A 17,543-nucleotide genomic window follows, 5' to 3' on the forward strand; every position below is an offset into this window, starting at 1 on the left:
ATTGCTCTGGTTTTTTTTTGAGGACGTAAAAATGACAGAAATAAAGCCCGGAGCGCTTGAACGTTTAGGGATAAATAAAGAATTCATTTGGGGTTACATCGCCGTAGCATTATTTATGGCGGGTGACGGAATCGAGACCAACTTTCTCGCGCTGTATTTAACCGACATCGGACTGGGTGTGCACAAAGCAACGTTAGTCATTACCTGGTATGGCATTACTGTAGCAATAGGTGCAGTGCTGGCAGGTGTGTTCTCGGCCTGGCGAGGACCGCGTTTTGCCATGTGGGCAGGAGGAATGATCTGGCTCATTTTTGAGGTTACATTCCTTGCCTGGGCACTGCCATCAAATAATTATTCGTTGATCCTGCTGACATACTCACTGCGTGGATTTGGATACCCGCTCTTCGCCTTCGGATTCATGATCTGGGTAAACGCGGCCACGCCGGTGGCTACGCGAAGCAGTGCCATGGGGTGGTACTGGGCTGCCTTTTCTGCCGGCTTCCCGACCATTGGTGCGATTCTCGCCAGCATAATGTTGCCGCACTTTGGTGAGTATCTGACACTGTGGGCATCCCTTGTGGTGGTGGCCATCGGCTTTACGATGGGCATAACTGGAGTACGCGAGAAAACCGGATATAAAGGGCTGGATGAAAATAACGAAGGCGCATTCCGCCAGCTAACCAAGACGTTCACCTCACTTTACGTATACCCTAAACTCAGCGTGGCGCTGGTCATGCGCATCATCAACACTACGCCACAGATTGCATCGTTTGTGTATCTGCCTTTCTTCTTCACAAAAGTGATTGGCTTTAGCGTGGCTGAATACCTCTCAATTATCTTTGTTGTTTATACCGTCTGTATTTTTGCCTGCCCGGTCATGGGGATCGTCAGCGATCGTTTTGGCTGGCGAAACACACTGACGCTCGTGGGTGGCATTGGCTGCGGCGTGGCCACGCTTTTAACTTACTACGGGCCGCTAATGGTTGGAAAAAATCTCGTAGCCTGCATGATCTTGTGCGCGGTGTACGGTTTCACGCTACCGGGCTACATGTCACTGACCACCATTATGTCTACGCTCAAAGGCAGTACCAAAGATGATGGTACTGCACTTGGACTGTATGCGCTGGGCGCAGGTATCTCTGTATTCGTCGGTCCGGCCATCGTGAGTTCCTTCATGTCTTCCCTAGGTACGGAGGGGCTGGTATGGATTTTTGCAGGTATGTATTTCCTTAATGCTGTGCTTGCCCGGACTTTGTGGACGGAATACGATCCGGGCAATAAAGCCCCCCTCAACCCGGCCCGAGAATTGCGGAGCTAACGGTCTGCTGGCTCTGGATTAGCGGCGTTACGCCAGAGCCAGCAGGCAAGGATTGTCAGAGCCGCAAGCAAAATTGCCAGGGCCAGGATGATACCGGTATAGCCCGAAAGTACGCCGATAAGCAGGGTCGGGATAACCATCCCGGAGTAGGCTGAGAGGTAAAATCGGGAGACATTCAGTGAGACATCTCCCCCCTCTGCGCAAGCGGCAGCGAGCGAAAGCGTACCGGGGAAAATAAATCCGCATCCTGCGGCCTGAAATAAAATCGCGATAACGAACACGGTTAAGCTTTCCAATTGGCTTCCCAGTAACATCAGCCATCCCCCCGCAAGTATTGAGATAATTCCTGTCCTTACCCGCCATGCATCATGCGCATTCGGAAAGAGAAACTTGGCCAGTAAGCCACCTGAAAGCAGGATGAAAAGCAATGCCCCGGGCAGCGCATGATTACTGATATGCAATACCGATACGGCTACGGAGGGGAGCAAAGCCATGATAGAACTGTTAAGAGTGAACATCAGAAAGATCGATGGAAGCACAAAGGCAAAAAACAGCCGGTTATTCCCGGGTGAGGCTGCAGTTGCCGCTAAAGACGAGCCTGCAGCGGAACGTAAGTCCTTGCTTTGCCTAAGCGTCGGAATAAGGAAAATAAATATACAAACTGCCGCCAGCATTAAAACGATGAATGGCAGAGTTATCAGCTCCACGCCCAGGTATTCATAGCACAGGCCGCTGAACAGCGGGCCAAAGCCAAAGCCAAACAGCGTCAGGATCCCCGACAGGTTAATGATTTTCCGGTTACGTGATCCGGTCAAAAGCAGCAGAGTGTTTGCTCCGCCCATGAAAACTCCCAGGCTTGCACCATTCAATACGCGGGCGATGATCAGCGACAAATAGCTGCTACCAAACGTGAAAAACATGCCGGCGCACAGCGCCAGCAGGAGGCCAAGAACGACTCCTGCACGATAGCCGAAAGTTCGATAAAGGTGCCCGGACAACTGTAGAGCAATCAGAAGAGAGACGCCGTAAACGGCAAACACAAACGTCAAATCGAATTTGCTGAGCTGGTACAACTGCTCATAAAAATTAAACAGCGACACGGGGATATTGGCACTGAACGCCATAAGAAAGATCGAAAAAAGGAGTGCATACATGAGGGTTGCCTAAAAACCGATATGCTACCAGTAGCCTCCTGAGCCTCTAAGCGTCCGGTGAGTTTATGTCCTGCTGAGTCAAATAAATGTCTCTTCAAATCAAATTACAAATCATCTCCTGCTAGAAAATTGCGCCAGTTGATGCAACGCGATGATAATCAGGAATGTTATTCTTTCAGCAAGTTAACGGTCCGAAATAAAGGCAGTTCAGCCTTTACAGGCATACATTTTATGGAGCTTATCAGAAGGAACCTATGAAATATCAAGATCACCTGGGAGGAATTACCGCCTTTGTGGCAACCGCACAGCTCGGCACCTTCACCGCCGCAGCTGAAAGGCTGGGAATGACGAAATCGGCAATCGGCAAGAGCGTATCGCGGCTTGAAGAACGTCTTAGCGTTAAGCTTATTAACCGCTCAACGCGCGGACTCAGCCTGACCCCTGAGGGGGAAACCTATCCTGTTACTTCGTGCGGCTAAATTGTGTTTCATGTTAAATCCTCCTGACGTCAGTATACCCCGCTATCCTTACAGCAGGAGGTGTCTATGTGTGGACGATTTGCGCAGTACAGCAGCCGTGATGAATATTTTGACTCACTCGGACTGAAACCAGACGAAATCACGTTCGATCCGGAGCCCATTGGCCGCTTCAACGTGGCGCCAGGCACAAAGGTACTGCTCCTCAGCGAGCGTGAGGATGCGCTGCACCTCGATCCCGTGTTCTGGGGTTACGGCCCGGAGTGGTGGGATAAGCAGCCCCTTATTAACGCGCGCGGCGAAACGGCGGCGAGCGGTCGCATGTTTAAGCCGCTATGGAATCACGGGCGCGCCATTGTACCGGCTGACGGCTGGTTTGAATGGCAAAAAGAGGGCGGGAAAAAGCAGCCGTTCTTCATCTACCACAGAAAAAAGCAGCCCCTGTTTTTTGCCGCCATCGGTAAGCAGCCTTACGGACAGGACCACGGTAAGGAGGGGTTTGTCATTGTGACCTCATCGAGCAACCAGGGCATGGTCGACATCCACGATCGCAGGCCGCTAGTGATCGCTGCTGACGCCGTCCGTGAATGGCTGAGTGCTGACACCACACCACAACGGGCAGAGGAAATTGCCCGTGATGCGGCAGTTCCGGAGAAGGACTTCACCTGGCACCCCGTGAGCGCGAAGGTGGGCAACATCCATAATCAGGGTAGCGAGCTTATTGAACCCGTTCAGTAAGAAATACTTCATACTCATAAACAAGTAATGAGCAGGCGTACCGAAGCACGAAACATCTGACGTACAACAAAAGCGCGGGGAAAATGATTGTCTCCGCGGCATTTCCTCAGGATTTCCGCTAATAAGGATGCTGTTTAAAGAATCGTCCGGAAGTGATTTATTTGATCAAGGGAATATCACTGAGTCGCGTCGTGTATCTGGGCGAGAGCATTTCTCTTTTCATCTGCCAGCTGCTGTCACGCGCTCCCTGCCCTGCAAACCATACCTTTCCCCTCCCGGAACGATTTATCTTATCGAGGGCTGACATCAGCGCATCGGCGTTTGCACGCGGCTGCTGTTCACTGAACATGTCATACTGCGCCACACCCGACTGATAGAAATCGGCCAGACTGACGCCGGCTTTTGCGTACCGGTAGCCTTCCCGCCAGATAGTGCTTAGTCCACTGAGTGCTAATTCAATAATATCGCGCGTGTCGTTCGTGGGATAATCGCTGATGCGGGAGGCTGTGTTGGAATACTGAGGCTCACTTCCGTGACGCCCGGTTGCGATCGACACGCTGATGTGCCGGCAGTGTGACTGCTGCTCCCTGAGCTTTTCTGCTGCGCGGGTGGCATAAAGCACGACAGCCTGCTGCATATCCTCAGGATGAGTAACGCGCTGGCCAAACGATCGGGAGTTGACGATCTGCTGCTTAGGTGGCGGTGCATCCTCAAGGGCGAGGCAAGACTCACCGTTGAGCTTCCGCACGGTGCGCTCAACGATAACGTCAAAGTTTTTACTTATCATACTGACGTTGCTGTCGGCCAGCTGCAGGCCCGTGTTAATGCCCAGCTGGTTCAGCCGGACGCTGATGCGCCGTCCGATACCCCAGATGTCGCTGACGTCGATCAGCTGCAGCAGCTTCCGCTGCCGGCTCCGGTCGGACAGGTCTACCACGCCGTTTGTCTGCGTCCACTTCTTCGCCGCGTAGTTGGCGAGTTTGGCCAGCGTTTTAGTCGGCCCAAACCCAACGCCGATAATCAGCCCGGTTTCCTGCCGGATGCGCGCGCATCTGCTGTCCGAACGTCTCCAGCGGAATGAGGCTGCCAATGCCGGTGACGTCTAGGAAGCTTTCGTCAATGGAGTAGACTTCCTGCCCGGCCGCCATCTCCCCCAGTATGGGGTCCGCTTGGAAAACGGAAATTATCCCACGCTAAGACTGTTTTTTGTACAATGTGGTGTCGACTGTGCGTAATGAGCGGTATTTTCCGGATCCCAGCTTAAGATTATTACGCCAGACGTAATCTCCACTCAGATTGATATGTTCCCAGCCCAGGGGAGAAAGATGAGATACCAGTTGCTCATTTATCGGGATACCTTTTCGTTTTAGTGACTCAATAGCTCTTTCTATATATACCGTGTTCCACAACGTGATCGCCGCTGTCAGTAACGTCAGCCCGCTGGCGCGGTAACTCTGATTCTCCAGCCCACGATCCCTTATTTCACCCAGACGGTGCATAAAGACCGCTCGCGCAAGGGCATTACGGGCCTCACCCTTATTCAGCCCCGCCTGTACGCGTCGGCGCAGACCGGGATCACGGAACCAGTCCAGCATAAATAGTGTCCGCTCAATGCGGCCAATCTCTCTCAGCGCTTTGGCAAGTCCATTCTGTTTTGGGTAACTGGCTAACTTTTTCATCATCAGCGATGCGGTGACTGTCCCCTGCTTAATCGAGGTTGCCAGGCGCAATACCTCATCCCAGTGTGCCTCAATGTCTTTGATATTCAGGCTGGTTGTTGATATGACGGACTGAAGCCCCGGATAGCGTTCGGCCTTTCCATGAATAAACAGCCGCTTGTCATGAAGATCCCGGATCCTCGGCGCAAAAGCGAATCCCAGCAGGTGCATCAGGGCGAAAACATGTTCAGTGAAGCCTGCGGTATCGGTGTAATGCTCGGTAATTTCCAGATCGCTTTCATGGTACAGCAGGCCATCAAGCACGTGGGTTGAGTCGCGCACCCGGCTGATCACTTTGGCATAGAACGGGCTGTATTGGTCTGAGATATGCGTATAAATCTGCACGCCCGGCTCCTGACCATATTTAAGATTGACCTGACCGGCATAACGTCCGTGACTGCCTACCCGAAAGTTCTGCCCGTCTGACGATGATGTTGTCCCGTCGCCCCAGAATGCGGCCAGAGGCCGCGCTTTCTGAGCGTTGACCAGCTCGGCCAGTGCCGCTGAATAAGTTTCATCTCTGATGTACCATGCCTGAATACCTTCGAGTGACGATTTTGTTGCCCCCGGGCAGGACTCCGCCATTTTTGTCAGCCCCAGATTGATGCCGTCGGCCAGAATGGTGGTCAGCAACAGTCTTCCGTCTTTTGGTCTGACGTTATTATTTTTGAGGTGCGCGAAGTGACGCGTAAACCCCGTCCAGCTGTCCACTTCTTCCAGTATCTCTGTAATTTTCGGATGAGGAAGCATGCCATAAACCAAATCGGCAAAGGACGAAACACCCGAAGGGACGCTGTTCTCCAGCGGAGTGATTTTTACTCCTTTATCTGAAATATCAACATCGGGCAAATCACCGGCAAGCGCCATCGCGTTAACTTCTTCCAGACGCGATGCAAGAAGCGTCATACGGGCCTGAAGATATGCCTGGCAATCGGTCTGAACGGCCAACTGTAACTGGTCATTGTGGCGGGATTTCTCAAACTCAGCAGTCGGGATGAGATAATCATCAAAATTTCTGTAGCGGCGCGATCCTTTTACCCAGATATCACCGGAACGTAGCGCCCCCTTGAGTTCATTCATTACGCAAAACTCGTAGTACTTGCGGTCGATTCCTGAAGGCGTGAGTACCAGTTTTCGCCAGCTTTCAGGGATAAATCCTGTTGGCGCCGATAGCGGCACTTTACGAAGTTGTTTACGGTACATTTCCCTGATGGTGTCCAGCGCATCGCTGAGCGTCTGCGCCGCAGGTGTCGCCATGAACTGCAATGCTGACAGCATACGCGGGGCGTATTTACGCAGCGTACTGTATTTTTCGGTGATCAGGTGAAGCGGGTCGAAATTGCCCTTACGGGACAGAAACCGTGTTTCTTCCAGGCTGTTGATGAACTCCTGCCAGGGAAGGACATCTTCTATCGCTGCCCAGGGATCTTCACCGGATTCTCTGGCATGCAGTAGTGCCTGACCGACAGTAAAATATTGCTTCAACTTGCTCTGGATGAGTTTCCCCGTCAGCTGAAGCCTCTCGGCTTGTGTGCGTTTTGCCTGGCTGAACAGAGTGCCCAGAATACGTTCGTGCAGTTCGATAACCTCATCAGTCAGTGTGGCCCGCGCTTCCTGAATGACACAAACCAGCGTAGCGTAACGTCTGACATCGGTGAATTTAGCCAGATCTCTGCTGCTCATTTTCCGGCCCTCACGCGCCAGTTTTAGTAACCTGTTCTGGTGAACGGAAAGCGCAATACCATCAGGCAATTCCAGCGCGGCGATGGAATTAAGCCGGTCGATATGTTGCAGCACGTTTTTACCGTTTATTTTACCCGGAGGCTGAAGTAGCCATGCCAGACGGGAAGGTTGTTCACCCTCTGATATGATCAGGCTGTCGAGTGCTGATTTATGCTGCTTTTCCAGTTGCGCAGTAAGTGCCGAAAATACGGCTCTGTCAGCAAGCGTGACAACTTCGGCAAGCGTCCGTTCGATCACATCAACAGAAGGGAAAATAACATTATTGTTATGTAGCCAACTGAGCATTTCTTCCGCCAGCATAAATCCTTTGTCAGTACGCATGGCATAGGGGTGCAGATGCTGGATACAATCTTTTTGCAGTGACCGGCTGAACGGGGATAATTTCAGGTAGCGATAAAGTTCAGTCAGATGTTCCCAGCGAGTTTGCTCTCTGGATGCATATTCCGGCCATAAATCAGGTTGAAGTTTCAGCCGGGAAGCAATTCTGGATATGACGTCACTGTGAGGGGTATTGCTTTTGTCCGGAATAAATCCAGGTCCACGCAGATAACAGAGTAATACAGCAAAACCCAGGCGATTTGCTGGCCGTCGATGTTTATTAATGAGCGCAATATCCTGTTCATTCAGAAAACACATTCGGGTCAGAATAATTTCATCATCTGGAATAACCAGCAAGCGCTCCTGCTCTTCACTGCTCAGTATCTGTCGCCGTGGCATAAATGCTTCCCTCGCGTATAGTTTCCATATGTTATGGGTTAACAGTGACCGAAACCGGTCGGTTTCGTACACCACTTACAGCACATGTCCGAAACTTAGTGAAATTAATTTCGGACACACGTTATAATTCGGACATCCATTTCGTACGGAAAGTTTCCCATGTCACGTGTTTTTGCCTACTGCAGGGTCTCAACTCTGGAACAGACCACAGAAAACCAGCGTCGTGAAATTGAAGCGGCGGGTTTTGCCATCAGATCCCAACGACTTATTGAGGAGCATATCAGTGGCTCGGTTGCTGCCAGCGAACGCCCCGGATTTATCCGGTTGCTAGATCGCATGGAAAATGGGGATGTACTGATTGTCACCAAACTTGACCGTCTGGGTCGTAATGCGATGGATATCCGAAAAACAGTAGAGCAACTGGCGGCTTTAGATATTCGCGTTCATTGTCTCGCACTCGGAGGCGTTGACTTGACCAGTCCGGCCGGAAAAATGACTATGCAGGTAATTTCTGCTGTAGCGGAGTTTGAGCGGGATTTGCTGCTTGAGCGAACGTATTCAGGTATTGCGAGGGCAAAAGCGGCTGGAAAACGCTTCGGTCGCCCCCCCATCCTGAGCGAGGAACAAAAGCAAACAGTGACAGAGCGCCTAAATGCTGGCATCAGTATCAGTGCTATTGCCCGGGAATTTAATACCACCCGCCAGACTATCCTTCGGGTAAAGGCTGGATTGCTGCAAGAGTGAGCGGCTGGGAAGATTATAAAAAAATCAAATGGTTATTATGAAATAAAACAGCCTGCTGGGTTCTTTTCCCCCTATTTTTTATAAAAGAGTAGACAAAAGAGGTTCGCGATATTAATCTACCAACTAGATGGTTGGTACTGATTACACCAGCTATACCTTTTATCAAGAAATTACAGGAGCCATTATGTCTACTACCGTTAAACCTTCTGCAGACGCAGCTGCGATCCACAATACCCGTGAAGCAGTTCGCAGCCAGCCTGGCCTGGGTAACCTGACTTTCCAGATGAAAGCCCGTTCCAGCGGCGGATTAACCGTTCGCACAGAGACCGGCGCCACAATCCAGAACGGCGTTATCGATACCAGCCGTGTGGGGAAATTTTCTAATATCGGTGATGAACCCGCAGGTTTACTCGGCACCGATACCGGCATGAGCCCGACTGAATACATCATGCAGGCGCTGGCTGGCTGTTATACCGCCACCCTTACCATGATGGCTGCTGAAAAAGGGATCGACCTGGACGGTATCGAGCTGGATCTTAATTTCGATATCAACCTCAACGGCTTCCTTGGGCTGGACAGCAACGTGCGTAAAGGTGCGAAATCTATTCGCGTCGATGTTCACCTTACGAGCAAGACCGCCAGTCGCGAGGAGTTAGAAGCGCTGGTCAGCGAAATGCAAAAGAATTCGCCAATCCACGATACTCTGGCTAATCCGGTTGAAATGATTACACGCCTGGCGTGATGTCAGAGATGTAATGCTGCCATTCAGAATGCAGGATGGCAGTGACGTTCAGCTCTGCACGATACTGAGTCAGTGATACAACTTGCTACGGAAAAATAGCAACAATATAATCTATCAACTAGTAGATTATATGGAGTAATTATGACAACCATGACACGGGAACGGCTGCTCAGCGAAGCAGAACACCTGATGCGCGAAAAAGGGTATTCAGCATTCAGCTATGCTGATTTATCAAAAATAGTGGGTATCACCAAGGCCAGTATTCATCACCATTTCCCGACTAAAGATATTCTGGGTGAGCAGGTGGTAATACAGGCGTTCTCTGATACGCAACGCGTATTTGAGCAGATAGAGGCTACTGAGAAAAGCGCGGAGAAAAGAATTGCGGCCTACATCGATATCTTCGCGCAAAGCCATAAAGCTTCACTACTGCCACTGTGTTGTGCGTTGTCAGCAGAGACCGCCAATCTGCCTCAGGCAATTACTGTACAGACATCACTTTATTTCGATATGCAAATCGAGTGGCTCACAAAAGTCGTCAGGGCGGGCATGGAGTCAGGTGAGTTTTCATCCCATGCCGAACCATCAGATATTGCTTTGATGATCATTAATGTCTGTGAAGGCTCAAGCGTAGTGGCGCATGCAACGGCCAGACCCGAAGTCTTCGCCAACAGCCTTAAGTATATAAAACTGCTTCTTAATACCCCTCATTCAGGAGAATGACACTATGCTGGACTGGAACAACTATCGCTCAGAGTTAATGCAACGTTTAGGCGAGTTGGGCAAACTGACCCCCGAGACCATGAAAGGCGTGGTTGCCCTGGGCAACGCAGGTAACAAAACTGACCTTTTGGGCGCAAAAGTGCGTGAACTCATTGCCCTGGCGTGCGCAGTCACAACCCGCTGCGACGGCTGTATTGCTTTTCACGCCGACGCCGCTGTGAAAGCCGGTGCAACCGACGCTGAAATTGCTGAAGCGCTGGGCGTGGCGATTAACCTCAACGCTGGCGCGGCGGTCATTTATTCAGCCCGCACTCTGGATGCCGTCGGTCAGGCACGCGGTTAAGCATTAATAAATTCCACGTTAAAAGGGCATTACTGCCCTTTTTTTATGTCCGCAATCGCCTGAGCATATACCGATGCAGGTTTCACACCCGGTATGCGTTTAACTAATTGCCCTTCATGAAATATCAGCACAGACGGCAGCCCCCAGATCTCGTATTTGGTTGTCAGCACCGGCGCCTGATCTACATTGACTTTCCCCACCTGAATATCTCCATCGAGCCGGTCTGCAAACTGACTGAACATTTCTTCGCTGGCCTGACAGGGCGGACACCAGGGTGCAGAGAAACGTACCACCGATATTCCTTTGTACTGCTCTATCTGGCGGAAATTATCTTCGTTATAAGCTGTTAATGTACGCATGGTGATGACCTCGCAAAATGAGTGACAATTCAGAAATGGCTGCGTTATGACAAAAAAATACGGCACACCCGTTGACCTACCTACTAGATGGTTGGTATATTGCCATCCATCAGATGTTTATGCAACTCCAGTGCGCGACGTCCGGTCGATGATATTTCCGGGTTGTGCAAATCCCTGCCGGGATACTCCTTTTTGTTTCTGTGAGGTATACGATGAGTAAGCTTTTCACCCCCTACAATCTGTCTGGCCTGGCGTTAAAAAACCGTGTAGTCATGGCACCGATGACCCGCACCCGCACCATGAATGACGTGCCGGATGAGGTCGTGGCTTTGTACTATGCACAGCGTGCTTCTGCTGGCCTGCTCATCACCGAAGGGATGCCGGTTTCAGAAGAAGGCCGGGGTTACCTCTATACCCCTGGTATCTACAACGACGAACACGTCCAGGGCTGGCGTAAGGTGACACAAGCGGTTCACGCCAAAGGTGGCCGTATTTTCGCGCAGCTCTGGCACGTCGGCCGTATGTCTCACGTCTCTCTTCAGCCAGGCCACATAGCGCCGGTTTCAGCGGGCACCGTTCAGGCGGTCAATACCACCGTTTTTGCGCTGACCGAATCCGGAGAACCGGGCCCGGTTGTACCAAGCCAGCCACGCGCGCTGGAAACGCATGAAGTGAAACGCATCACTGCAGACTTCGTGCACTCCGCACGCCTGGCGATGGAAGCCGGCTTTGACGGTGTGGAAATCATGGCTGCAAACGGATTCATCTTTGACCAGTTCCTCAGTAGCGAACTGAACACCCGCACCGACGAATACGGCGGCTCGGTGGAAAATCGTCAGCGTTTCCTGCTGGAGACCATTGACGCCGTGGCGGAAGCCGTGGGTAACAGCCACGTTGCCGTGCGCCTGTCACCGTTCGGCCGCATTTATGACCTCGCGCCGTATGAAGGTGAAGAGCAAACCTGGTCAGCCATCACCGACGCGCTCGGTCAGCGGGAGCTGGCTTACGTACACCTTTACTATCAGCCGGTGTACACCAAAGCGCCACTTCCGGAAGGATTCCGCCGCCGTTTTCGCAACACGTTTAAAGGCACCATCATCGCTGCCGGCGGTTTTACCCGTGATATCGCAGAGCAGGCTCTGGAAGATGATGAGCTGGATCTGGTGGCATTTGGTGTGCCCTACATCGCTAACCCGGATCTGGTTGAAAGAATGCAAAACGGCTGGCCACTGGCAGAAAGTGACCGCGCCACCTACTACGGCGTCAGTGGTTCCCCGGAAAAAGGCTATACCGATTACCCGGTCTGGCAGGCGCAATAAATCCCATACGGTCGCGGTTCTCTGATAAGTGAGATCCGACCGCCCAACGTCTTTGAGGAATCATTATGCAAACGCTGAAACCCACCCTTACCATCGATATCTGGTCAGATTTGGTCTGCCCGTGGTGCTGGATTGCTAAAAAAAGATTTGAACAGGGTCTGAATCGCTTTGAATTTCGCGACCAGGTGGTGATCCGCCATCACAGCTACCGTCTGGCCGGTGGTACTCCCGCGATGCCTTTTAAGGATGCCATCGTTAAAAAGCTGGGCAGTCAGCATTCAGCGGAGCTGATGATGAATCAGGTGGGCACCGCCGGTAAATCTGAAGGTCTGATCTACAACTTCGACGGCATGATGTTTGGTGATACAGAAGATGCACACACCCTGCTGGTTGCCGCGCGTAAGGCCGGAATTGCGGACGCGGTGGAAGAACGTTTTTATCATGGCAGTATCACCGAAGGTCGCTCTCTCTTTGACCGTCAGCAGCTCGTTGCCATGGCCGTAGAAGCCGGTATGCCGAAAGCTGACGCTGAAGCCGCCCTGGAAAATGACGATTTTCGCGCCACCGTTTCCGACGATGAAGCCCACGCACAGTCTATTGGCCTCAGCGGCGTTCCGGTTTTTGTGATGAACGAAAAATATGCCATCAGCGGGGCTCAGGCAGCAGATAACTTTTTGAATGCCCTGCGTCAGGTCTGGGATGAACAGCAAACCGAATTTTCAGCCACTGCGGGTCAGACCTGCGGAACGGATGGCTGCAGTATTTAATCCGTCAACCGCCGGCAGTTTCACGCTGCCGGCAACGTCTTACCCACCAGTAATGGAGTCAGAAAATGAACACTTTTTTCAAAGGTAAAAAACTGCTCGTCGTCGGCGGTACCAGCGGCATGGGCCTGGCCGTGGCACGCATGGTACTGGAAGCGGGCGGCAGTGTCGTGCTGACCGGGAATAAAAAAGACAAAGCCGAAGCGGTGCAAAAAGAACTGAGCCCTCTGGGACCGGTTGCGGTCATCGCGGCGAACCTGATGACCGAAGAAGGTATGGAAACTATCCGTCAGGAAATTAATGCTCACCATCGCGATATCAGCCTGATGGTGAATGCCGCCGGTATCTTCATGCCCAAAGGATTTACCGAGCACAGCTTTGCCGATTATGACATGTATCTTTCGCTGAACCGAGCCACGTTCTTTATTACACAGGATGTCGTGAAGAACATGCTCGCCGCGAAGCTCGAAGGGTCTATCGTCAACGTCGGTTCGATTGGTGCTCAGGCTGCACTGGGTGACTCGCCGGCCTCGGCCTATTCAATGGCAAAAGCGGGTCTGCATGCCCTGACGCGTAATCTGGCGATTGAGCTGGCCAGCGCGGGTATTCGTGTCAACGCGGTGTCTCCCGGGATTGTTCATACGCCGATATACGAAGGCTTCATGGACAAAGCGGATATCGCAGATGCTATGAAGTCGCTGAACGATTTCCACCCGCTGGGACGCGTCGGAACTGCCGAAGATGTGGCAAACACTATTCTCTTCCTGTTGTCTGACAAAACCTCATGGGTGACGGGCGCTATCTGGGATGTCGATGCGGGCATCATGGCGGTCAGACGATAACCCCGTGACGCTGGCATAAGCCGCCCCTTAAGGGCGGCATTTTTTTGTCGCCAGACATGTCATCAGCAGGCTTCACTAAGAATATTCACGACCTGTTCATCCGTGCCTTTTGTGTTCCCGGCACAGGGTGTTATGCCGGGTTCTGACGACATCCTGACAGGACAAAACGGCCAGAGAGAAAGGGGTTATACACGATGAGGAGCCGGTATCCGCAGTACCTGTGAAATTCTTTTCATCCCTGCTGTCAGCATACTCCGTGGGCAGGCCAGATTTAACCGGATATATCCGTCCCCATTGTCGACAAACAGCAAGCCCCCTTCAAGAAGGACCCCTGACTCCCGGGCAAAATACAGCGATAAATCCTCACCTGCGGTGTCGGGCAGGTAGCGGCTAATATCTATCCAGGCCAGATATGTCCCTTCGGGGATCGAGAACCTGGTTTCGGGTAAATAGCTTTTGAGGTAGTCGTGCAGGTACTGGAAATTGCCGTCAATATATTCCCTCAGATGGACAAGCCAGTCATCACATTCACTCCACGCCGCTTTGTTTGCTGCCAGGCTCAGCGGAGAGATGAACTCGTCGTGTCTGAGACGCCACTCGCTTCTGACACCGGGATCCGGAATAATGATATTTGCCAACAAATTCCCGGCCAGATTGAATGTTTTACTCGAGGACATGCAGGTAATAATGCGTGTGGAATCAGGGAAAAGAGAGGCGGCCGGTGTATGACCGATGCCGCTTCGGGACAGGTCGCAGTGAATTTCGTCAGATACCACCCAGATGTCATTGGCCAGGCAAATTTCAATAATCCGCTTAAGTTCATCAGGCCGCCAGACTCGTCCGGTCGGGTTATGCGGATTACACAGGAAAAGAATTTTCACACGTAAATCGGCCTGACTGGCTTTGCGTGCAAAGTCTTCCCAGTCAGGTTCCCAGCCGCCTGCTGATTTTTTTAACGCCGAGTACACCACGCGACGCTGACTGTATTCACCCGCCTTTTTAAACGGGCCATATGAAGGCGTCATGATAAGAATACTGTCATCCTTGTCGGTCAGAAGCGGGACGAGACGGTTCAGCGCGGGAATAATGCCCGGAGACAGCACAATGTCTTCCGTTTTGAAACGGTGACCATATTGTCGCTCACACCAGCTGCCAAAGATCTCATAGTATTCTTCGTCGTAGATTTTAGTGTAGCCGAGTATTTTTCTATCCAGACGGTCTCTGATGGCCTGAAGAATCGGCTCTGGTGTGGCAAAAGCCATGTCAGCAACCCAGAGGTTGATTAGCCCTTCTGCCGGATACCGCATTGCAAATTCGGACTGTCCCGAAAACAGGTATTCCCGCCAGCCGTCCACGGTGAGACTGTCTGTTTTCTCTCTGCTTACGTACCCATCAAAATCATATTTCATTTCATAAACCTGCCTTAGGTGTAGTCAGAAACGTCGACCTCAGTATTACTGTCAGTCTGATGCCGGAGCGGGAAAACTGGCTCGTGTGATTAACATAAGAGAATCATCACAACTGCATGAATTAATTGCGTTATTAAGGCTCTCTCGCCTTTGTCATCGACTGACGGGGGGATTTCTCGCGTGTCACCATCACAATGCCAGTCAGCACCGCCAGGGCAGAAAATATCGTTCTGACCGTCAGTGATTCATCCAGGAATACCACACCCCCTAGCATTGCCAGACAGGGAACGCTGAGCTGAAGGGTACTGGCGGTGATAGAGCCGAGAGAGGGTAAAAGGGTATACCACAATACATATGCACCGGCTGAGGCGGCGGCACCGGACAGCAATGACAAAGCAATGCCCGCAGCATCATAGTGACCCTGCTTCATAAACAGCAACGAAAGAGCGAGAGCCATCGGCGTGGCGAGTACAAAATTTGCCGCCGTTGAAGCCCCGGCCGCCTGGCCCGCCCTCCCCCTGACGGAATAGGCGGCCCAGGCTAATCCGGCAACGATCATCATAAGTGCACTGTAAAGCGGCGGTGCCTTCGCCCCGGGTAACAGCAGGGCAGCAATTCCTGCCAGAGCAATAACTAAACCGCAAGCCCGCATAACGGAGAGTGATTCCCCTTTAAATAATCCGTGGATCACCATCGCAAACTGTACGGCACCAAAAAGTAACAGCGCACCTGCCCCGGTATCGAGATGGATATAGGCGACAGAGAAGAGCACTGCGTACACCATGAGGTAAAATCCGCTCAGCGGACGCCACAGCGATAATGTAGTTTTTGCGTGATAAAACAAGAAAGGTGACAGGACGAGTGCACCACTGGCCAGCCTGAGGCTGCTGAATGAAAGGGGATCAATGTGGCCTCCCTGCAGGGCCAGACGGCACAGAATAGAGTTTGCAGCAAATGCCAGCATTGCCAGGGATATTTTAAGAATGAGCGCGCAATTGGCCATTCAGTGAGACCTCATAAAATTCTTGCAAACTACCATCTAGTTGGTAGCATAGCGTAAGTGATCACCGAACAGGAAGCAATAATCAGCTTTCAAACTGGAAGGTGAGGACAGGCATTCGGAATGAATTCTGTTTCACATCCCCAGTAGAGGAAGGAAAACGCGTAATGCCAGATGCAGAGCAGAAGATTATTTTTCCCTGCGATCAAACATATGAAATCAGTTTAAGACCTGGAATATCCTATGAAAAAACTAAAATTTACGTTCAAAAATGCGGCTGGTGAAGAACTGGCCGGATTGCTTGAACTTCCTGAAAATCCTAAAGCGTTTGCGCTGTTAGCTCATTGTTTTACGTGTGGCAAAGACCTCAAAGGCGCGGCGCGTATTGCGCGGAAACTGACAGAGAATGCTATCGCCGTTCTCCGGTTTGATTTTACTGGTCTGGGAAACAGCGAAGGGGATTTTTCCAACACCAACTTCTCATCCAATATTTCGGACCTGCTTTGCGCGGTAGATTATCTCCGCCGACAGTACGAAGCGCCTTCTTTGCTCATCGGCCATAGCCTGGGGGGATCGGCCATTCTGTCTATTGCCGGCGAAGTTCCTGAGGCAAAGGCCGTTGTCACCATAGGATCACCCGGAGAACTGACACACGTAAAACGTCTTTTTAAGGATGATGTTGAAAACATTAACCAGCATGGAGCCTATCCCGTTGAGCTGGCCGGGCGGGTATTTACCTTAAAGAAACAGATGCTGGACAATATTCAGGAACACAAAATCGCTCATAAGGTGTTCGCCATGAACAAGCCTCTGCTTATTTTTCATGCGACTGAAGATGATACTGTGTTAATTGAGCAGGCCGAAAAAATATTCAAAGCAGCAAAGCATCCCAAGAGTTTCATTTCGTTGGGTAAGGCGGATCACCTTCTGACTCATACTCAGGATGCTGAATACGTTGCCGATATCATTATATCGTGGAGCGAATGTTACCTATAAACAGAGTAAATGCGTTCAAACTCGTAGCGCAGAGGGCGATTTTCTGCAGAGATCGGACGCTGTTTATGCTGGACTGATTTTGCGATAAAGGCTTAGGCCGATGCATACAGGTGGGGCTGAATAAGGGTGAGGCCCTTGGGCGAGCATCCTTCATGCACCGGCTGAATGAAATCAGGGATCTGGGGGTGAGAGGATCAGCGTTACCACGCCACCGGCGCTGACACTACATACGGCGGCGATAACACTCTGGAATACGGTTTATATAGAAAGAACCATTGAGCCGCTTAAGCAAAAAGGAGTCCCTGTTAATGAACTGCTGGTCTCTCATCCTTCTCCACTGCTGTACAAAATATAGTCTTAGCGTGGGATAATTTCCGTTTTCCAAGCGGACCCCAAATAACTGAAGAACATCCCCCTAAGCGTCAGCAGCAAGCTGTC

General features: G+C 51.4%; 16 protein-coding genes and 2 pseudogenes. 12 read left to right on the forward strand and 6 right to left on the reverse strand.

Annotated elements, in window-relative coordinates; translation table 11 throughout:
* The first annotated feature begins 31 nt into the window (after positions 1-31).
* Positions 32-1,318 carry an MFS transporter gene (locus tag OQV00_RS26815; protein ID WP_266280870.1) on the forward strand — a complete coding sequence of 429 codons (1,287 nt, stop codon included), beginning with the start codon at positions 32-34 and terminating at the stop codon, positions 1,316-1,318.
* Here the strand turns inward: OQV00_RS26815 and OQV00_RS26820 are convergent.
* Positions 1,315-2,472 carry an MFS transporter gene (locus tag OQV00_RS26820; protein ID WP_071003476.1) on the reverse strand — a complete coding sequence of 386 codons (1,158 nt, stop codon included), beginning with the start codon at positions 2,470-2,472 and terminating at the stop codon, positions 1,315-1,317. The genes OQV00_RS26815 and OQV00_RS26820 overlap by 4 nt on opposite strands.
* A 254-nt stretch (positions 2,473-2,726) precedes the next feature.
* On the opposite strand from OQV00_RS26820, the pseudogene OQV00_RS26825 reads away from it, so the two are divergent.
* Positions 2,727-2,945: pseudogene (locus OQV00_RS26825) on the forward strand (LysR family transcriptional regulator); the annotation flags it as partial.
* 72 nt (positions 2,946-3,017) lie between these two features.
* Positions 3,018-3,686 (forward strand): SOS response-associated peptidase family protein, encoded by a 669-nt coding sequence (locus tag OQV00_RS26830; RefSeq protein WP_071003480.1) that lies wholly within the window; start codon positions 3,018-3,020, stop codon positions 3,684-3,686.
* A 157-nt stretch (positions 3,687-3,843) separates the two neighbouring features.
* Here OQV00_RS26830 and OQV00_RS26835 read toward each other — a convergent pair whose 3' ends face one another.
* Together OQV00_RS26835 and OQV00_RS26840 are read right to left on the reverse strand one after the other, a co-directional pair.
* Complete coding sequence (locus tag OQV00_RS26835) at positions 3,844-4,776, reverse strand: DinB/UmuC family translesion DNA polymerase (RefSeq protein WP_251121037.1); 933 nt, start codon at positions 4,774-4,776, stop codon at positions 3,844-3,846.
* A gap of 103 nt (positions 4,777-4,879) precedes the next feature.
* Entirely contained in the window at positions 4,880-7,864 is a 2,985-nt protein-coding gene (locus OQV00_RS26840) for a Tn3 family transposase (RefSeq protein WP_266280882.1), read from the reverse strand.
* 159 nt (positions 7,865-8,023) lie between these two features.
* On the opposite strand from OQV00_RS26840, the gene OQV00_RS26845 reads away from it, so the two are divergent.
* From OQV00_RS26845 to OQV00_RS26860, 4 genes are all read left to right on the forward strand, one after another.
* A complete protein-coding gene (locus OQV00_RS26845) occupies positions 8,024-8,608 on the forward strand; it encodes a recombinase family protein (RefSeq protein WP_012695450.1) in 585 nt (194 codons plus the stop codon).
* A 184-nt stretch (positions 8,609-8,792) separates the two neighbouring features.
* Positions 8,793-9,350, forward strand: coding sequence for an OsmC family protein (locus tag OQV00_RS26850; protein WP_000108589.1), 558 nt, complete (start codon positions 8,793-8,795; stop codon positions 9,348-9,350).
* Positions 9,351-9,491: 141 nt separating this feature from the next.
* Positions 9,492-10,073: a TetR/AcrR family transcriptional regulator gene (locus tag OQV00_RS26855; RefSeq protein WP_008502230.1), complete on the forward strand. Its 582-nt coding sequence runs from the start codon at positions 9,492-9,494 to the stop codon at positions 10,071-10,073.
* A gap of 4 nt (positions 10,074-10,077) precedes the next feature.
* On the forward strand, positions 10,078-10,416 hold the full coding sequence (locus tag OQV00_RS26860; protein ID WP_000888080.1) for a carboxymuconolactone decarboxylase family protein: 339 nt from the start codon (positions 10,078-10,080) through the stop codon (positions 10,414-10,416).
* Between the two features lie 29 nt (positions 10,417-10,445).
* Here the strand turns inward: OQV00_RS26860 and OQV00_RS26865 are convergent, their stop codons facing one another.
* The gene (locus tag OQV00_RS26865; RefSeq protein WP_008502229.1) at positions 10,446-10,775 is read right to left on the reverse strand and encodes a thioredoxin family protein; all 330 of its coding nucleotides are present in this window, start codon (positions 10,773-10,775) and stop codon (positions 10,446-10,448) included.
* Between the two features lie 212 nt (positions 10,776-10,987).
* On the opposite strand from OQV00_RS26865, the gene OQV00_RS26870 reads away from it, so the two are divergent.
* From OQV00_RS26870 to OQV00_RS26880, 3 genes are all read left to right on the forward strand, one after another.
* Positions 10,988-12,094 (forward strand): alkene reductase, encoded by a 1,107-nt coding sequence (locus OQV00_RS26870; protein ID WP_006687059.1) that lies wholly within the window; start codon positions 10,988-10,990, stop codon positions 12,092-12,094.
* Between the two features lie 65 nt (positions 12,095-12,159).
* Entirely contained in the window at positions 12,160-12,861 is a 702-nt protein-coding gene (locus tag OQV00_RS26875; RefSeq protein WP_001194072.1) for a DsbA family oxidoreductase, read from the forward strand.
* Between the two features lie 65 nt (positions 12,862-12,926).
* Complete coding sequence (locus OQV00_RS26880; RefSeq protein ID WP_004729618.1) at positions 12,927-13,700, forward strand: SDR family NAD(P)-dependent oxidoreductase; 774 nt, start codon at positions 12,927-12,929, stop codon at positions 13,698-13,700.
* Positions 13,701-13,885: 185 nt separating this feature from the next.
* Here the strand turns inward: OQV00_RS26880 and OQV00_RS26885 are convergent, their stop codons facing one another.
* A complete protein-coding gene (locus OQV00_RS26885; RefSeq protein ID WP_042111096.1) occupies positions 13,886-15,109 on the reverse strand; it encodes a MalY/PatB family protein in 1,224 nt (407 codons plus the stop codon).
* 133 nt (positions 15,110-15,242) lie between these two features.
* A complete protein-coding gene (locus OQV00_RS26890; RefSeq protein ID WP_001567390.1) occupies positions 15,243-16,112 on the reverse strand; it encodes a DMT family transporter in 870 nt (289 codons plus the stop codon).
* A 240-nt stretch (positions 16,113-16,352) separates the two neighbouring features.
* On the opposite strand from OQV00_RS26890, the gene OQV00_RS26895 reads away from it, so the two are divergent.
* Both OQV00_RS26895 and OQV00_RS26900 read left to right on the forward strand, forming a co-directional pair.
* Positions 16,353-17,105: an alpha/beta hydrolase family protein gene (locus OQV00_RS26895; protein ID WP_212710221.1), complete on the forward strand. Its 753-nt coding sequence runs from the start codon at positions 16,353-16,355 to the stop codon at positions 17,103-17,105.
* Positions 17,106-17,131: 26 nt separating this feature from the next.
* Positions 17,132-17,445, forward strand: a pseudogene (locus OQV00_RS26900) (Tn3 family transposase); the annotation flags it as partial.
* Between the last annotated feature and the right edge of the window lie 98 nt (positions 17,446-17,543).

This window comes from Klebsiella sp. DY2415 (genome assembly GCF_026314315.1).
GTDB classification, from domain to species: Bacteria; Pseudomonadota; Gammaproteobacteria; order Enterobacterales; family Enterobacteriaceae; genus Klebsiella; species Klebsiella ornithinolytica.

What these genes read in the sequence shown, in the direction of transcription:
- OQV00_RS26815 (WP_266280870.1), top strand. Translation starts at nt 32, where the DNA reads ATGACAGAAATAAAGCCCGGAGCGCTTGAACGTTTAGGGATAAATAAA.
- OQV00_RS26820 (WP_071003476.1), bottom strand. Translation starts at nt 2,472, where the DNA reads ATGTATGCACTCCTTTTTTCGATCTTTCTTATGGCGTTCAGTGCCAAT.
- OQV00_RS26830 (WP_071003480.1), top strand. Translation starts at nt 3,018, where the DNA reads ATGTGTGGACGATTTGCGCAGTACAGCAGCCGTGATGAATATTTTGAC.
- OQV00_RS26840 (WP_266280882.1), bottom strand. Translation starts at nt 7,864, where the DNA reads ATGCCACGGCGACAGATACTGAGCAGTGAAGAGCAGGAGCGCTTGCTG.
- OQV00_RS26845 (WP_012695450.1), top strand. Translation starts at nt 8,024, where the DNA reads ATGTCACGTGTTTTTGCCTACTGCAGGGTCTCAACTCTGGAACAGACC.
- OQV00_RS26850 (WP_000108589.1), top strand. Translation starts at nt 8,793, where the DNA reads ATGTCTACTACCGTTAAACCTTCTGCAGACGCAGCTGCGATCCACAAT.
- OQV00_RS26855 (WP_008502230.1), top strand. Translation starts at nt 9,492, where the DNA reads ATGACAACCATGACACGGGAACGGCTGCTCAGCGAAGCAGAACACCTG.
- OQV00_RS26860 (WP_000888080.1), top strand. Translation starts at nt 10,078, where the DNA reads ATGCTGGACTGGAACAACTATCGCTCAGAGTTAATGCAACGTTTAGGC.
- OQV00_RS26865 (WP_008502229.1), bottom strand. Translation starts at nt 10,775, where the DNA reads ATGCGTACATTAACAGCTTATAACGAAGATAATTTCCGCCAGATAGAG.
- OQV00_RS26870 (WP_006687059.1), top strand. Translation starts at nt 10,988, where the DNA reads ATGAGTAAGCTTTTCACCCCCTACAATCTGTCTGGCCTGGCGTTAAAA.
- OQV00_RS26875 (WP_001194072.1), top strand. Translation starts at nt 12,160, where the DNA reads ATGCAAACGCTGAAACCCACCCTTACCATCGATATCTGGTCAGATTTG.
- OQV00_RS26880 (WP_004729618.1), top strand. Translation starts at nt 12,927, where the DNA reads ATGAACACTTTTTTCAAAGGTAAAAAACTGCTCGTCGTCGGCGGTACC.
- OQV00_RS26885 (WP_042111096.1), bottom strand. Translation starts at nt 15,109, where the DNA reads ATGAAATATGATTTTGATGGGTACGTAAGCAGAGAGAAAACAGACAGT.
- OQV00_RS26890 (WP_001567390.1), bottom strand. Translation starts at nt 16,112, where the DNA reads ATGGCCAATTGCGCGCTCATTCTTAAAATATCCCTGGCAATGCTGGCA.
- OQV00_RS26895 (WP_212710221.1), top strand. Translation starts at nt 16,353, where the DNA reads ATGAAAAAACTAAAATTTACGTTCAAAAATGCGGCTGGTGAAGAACTG.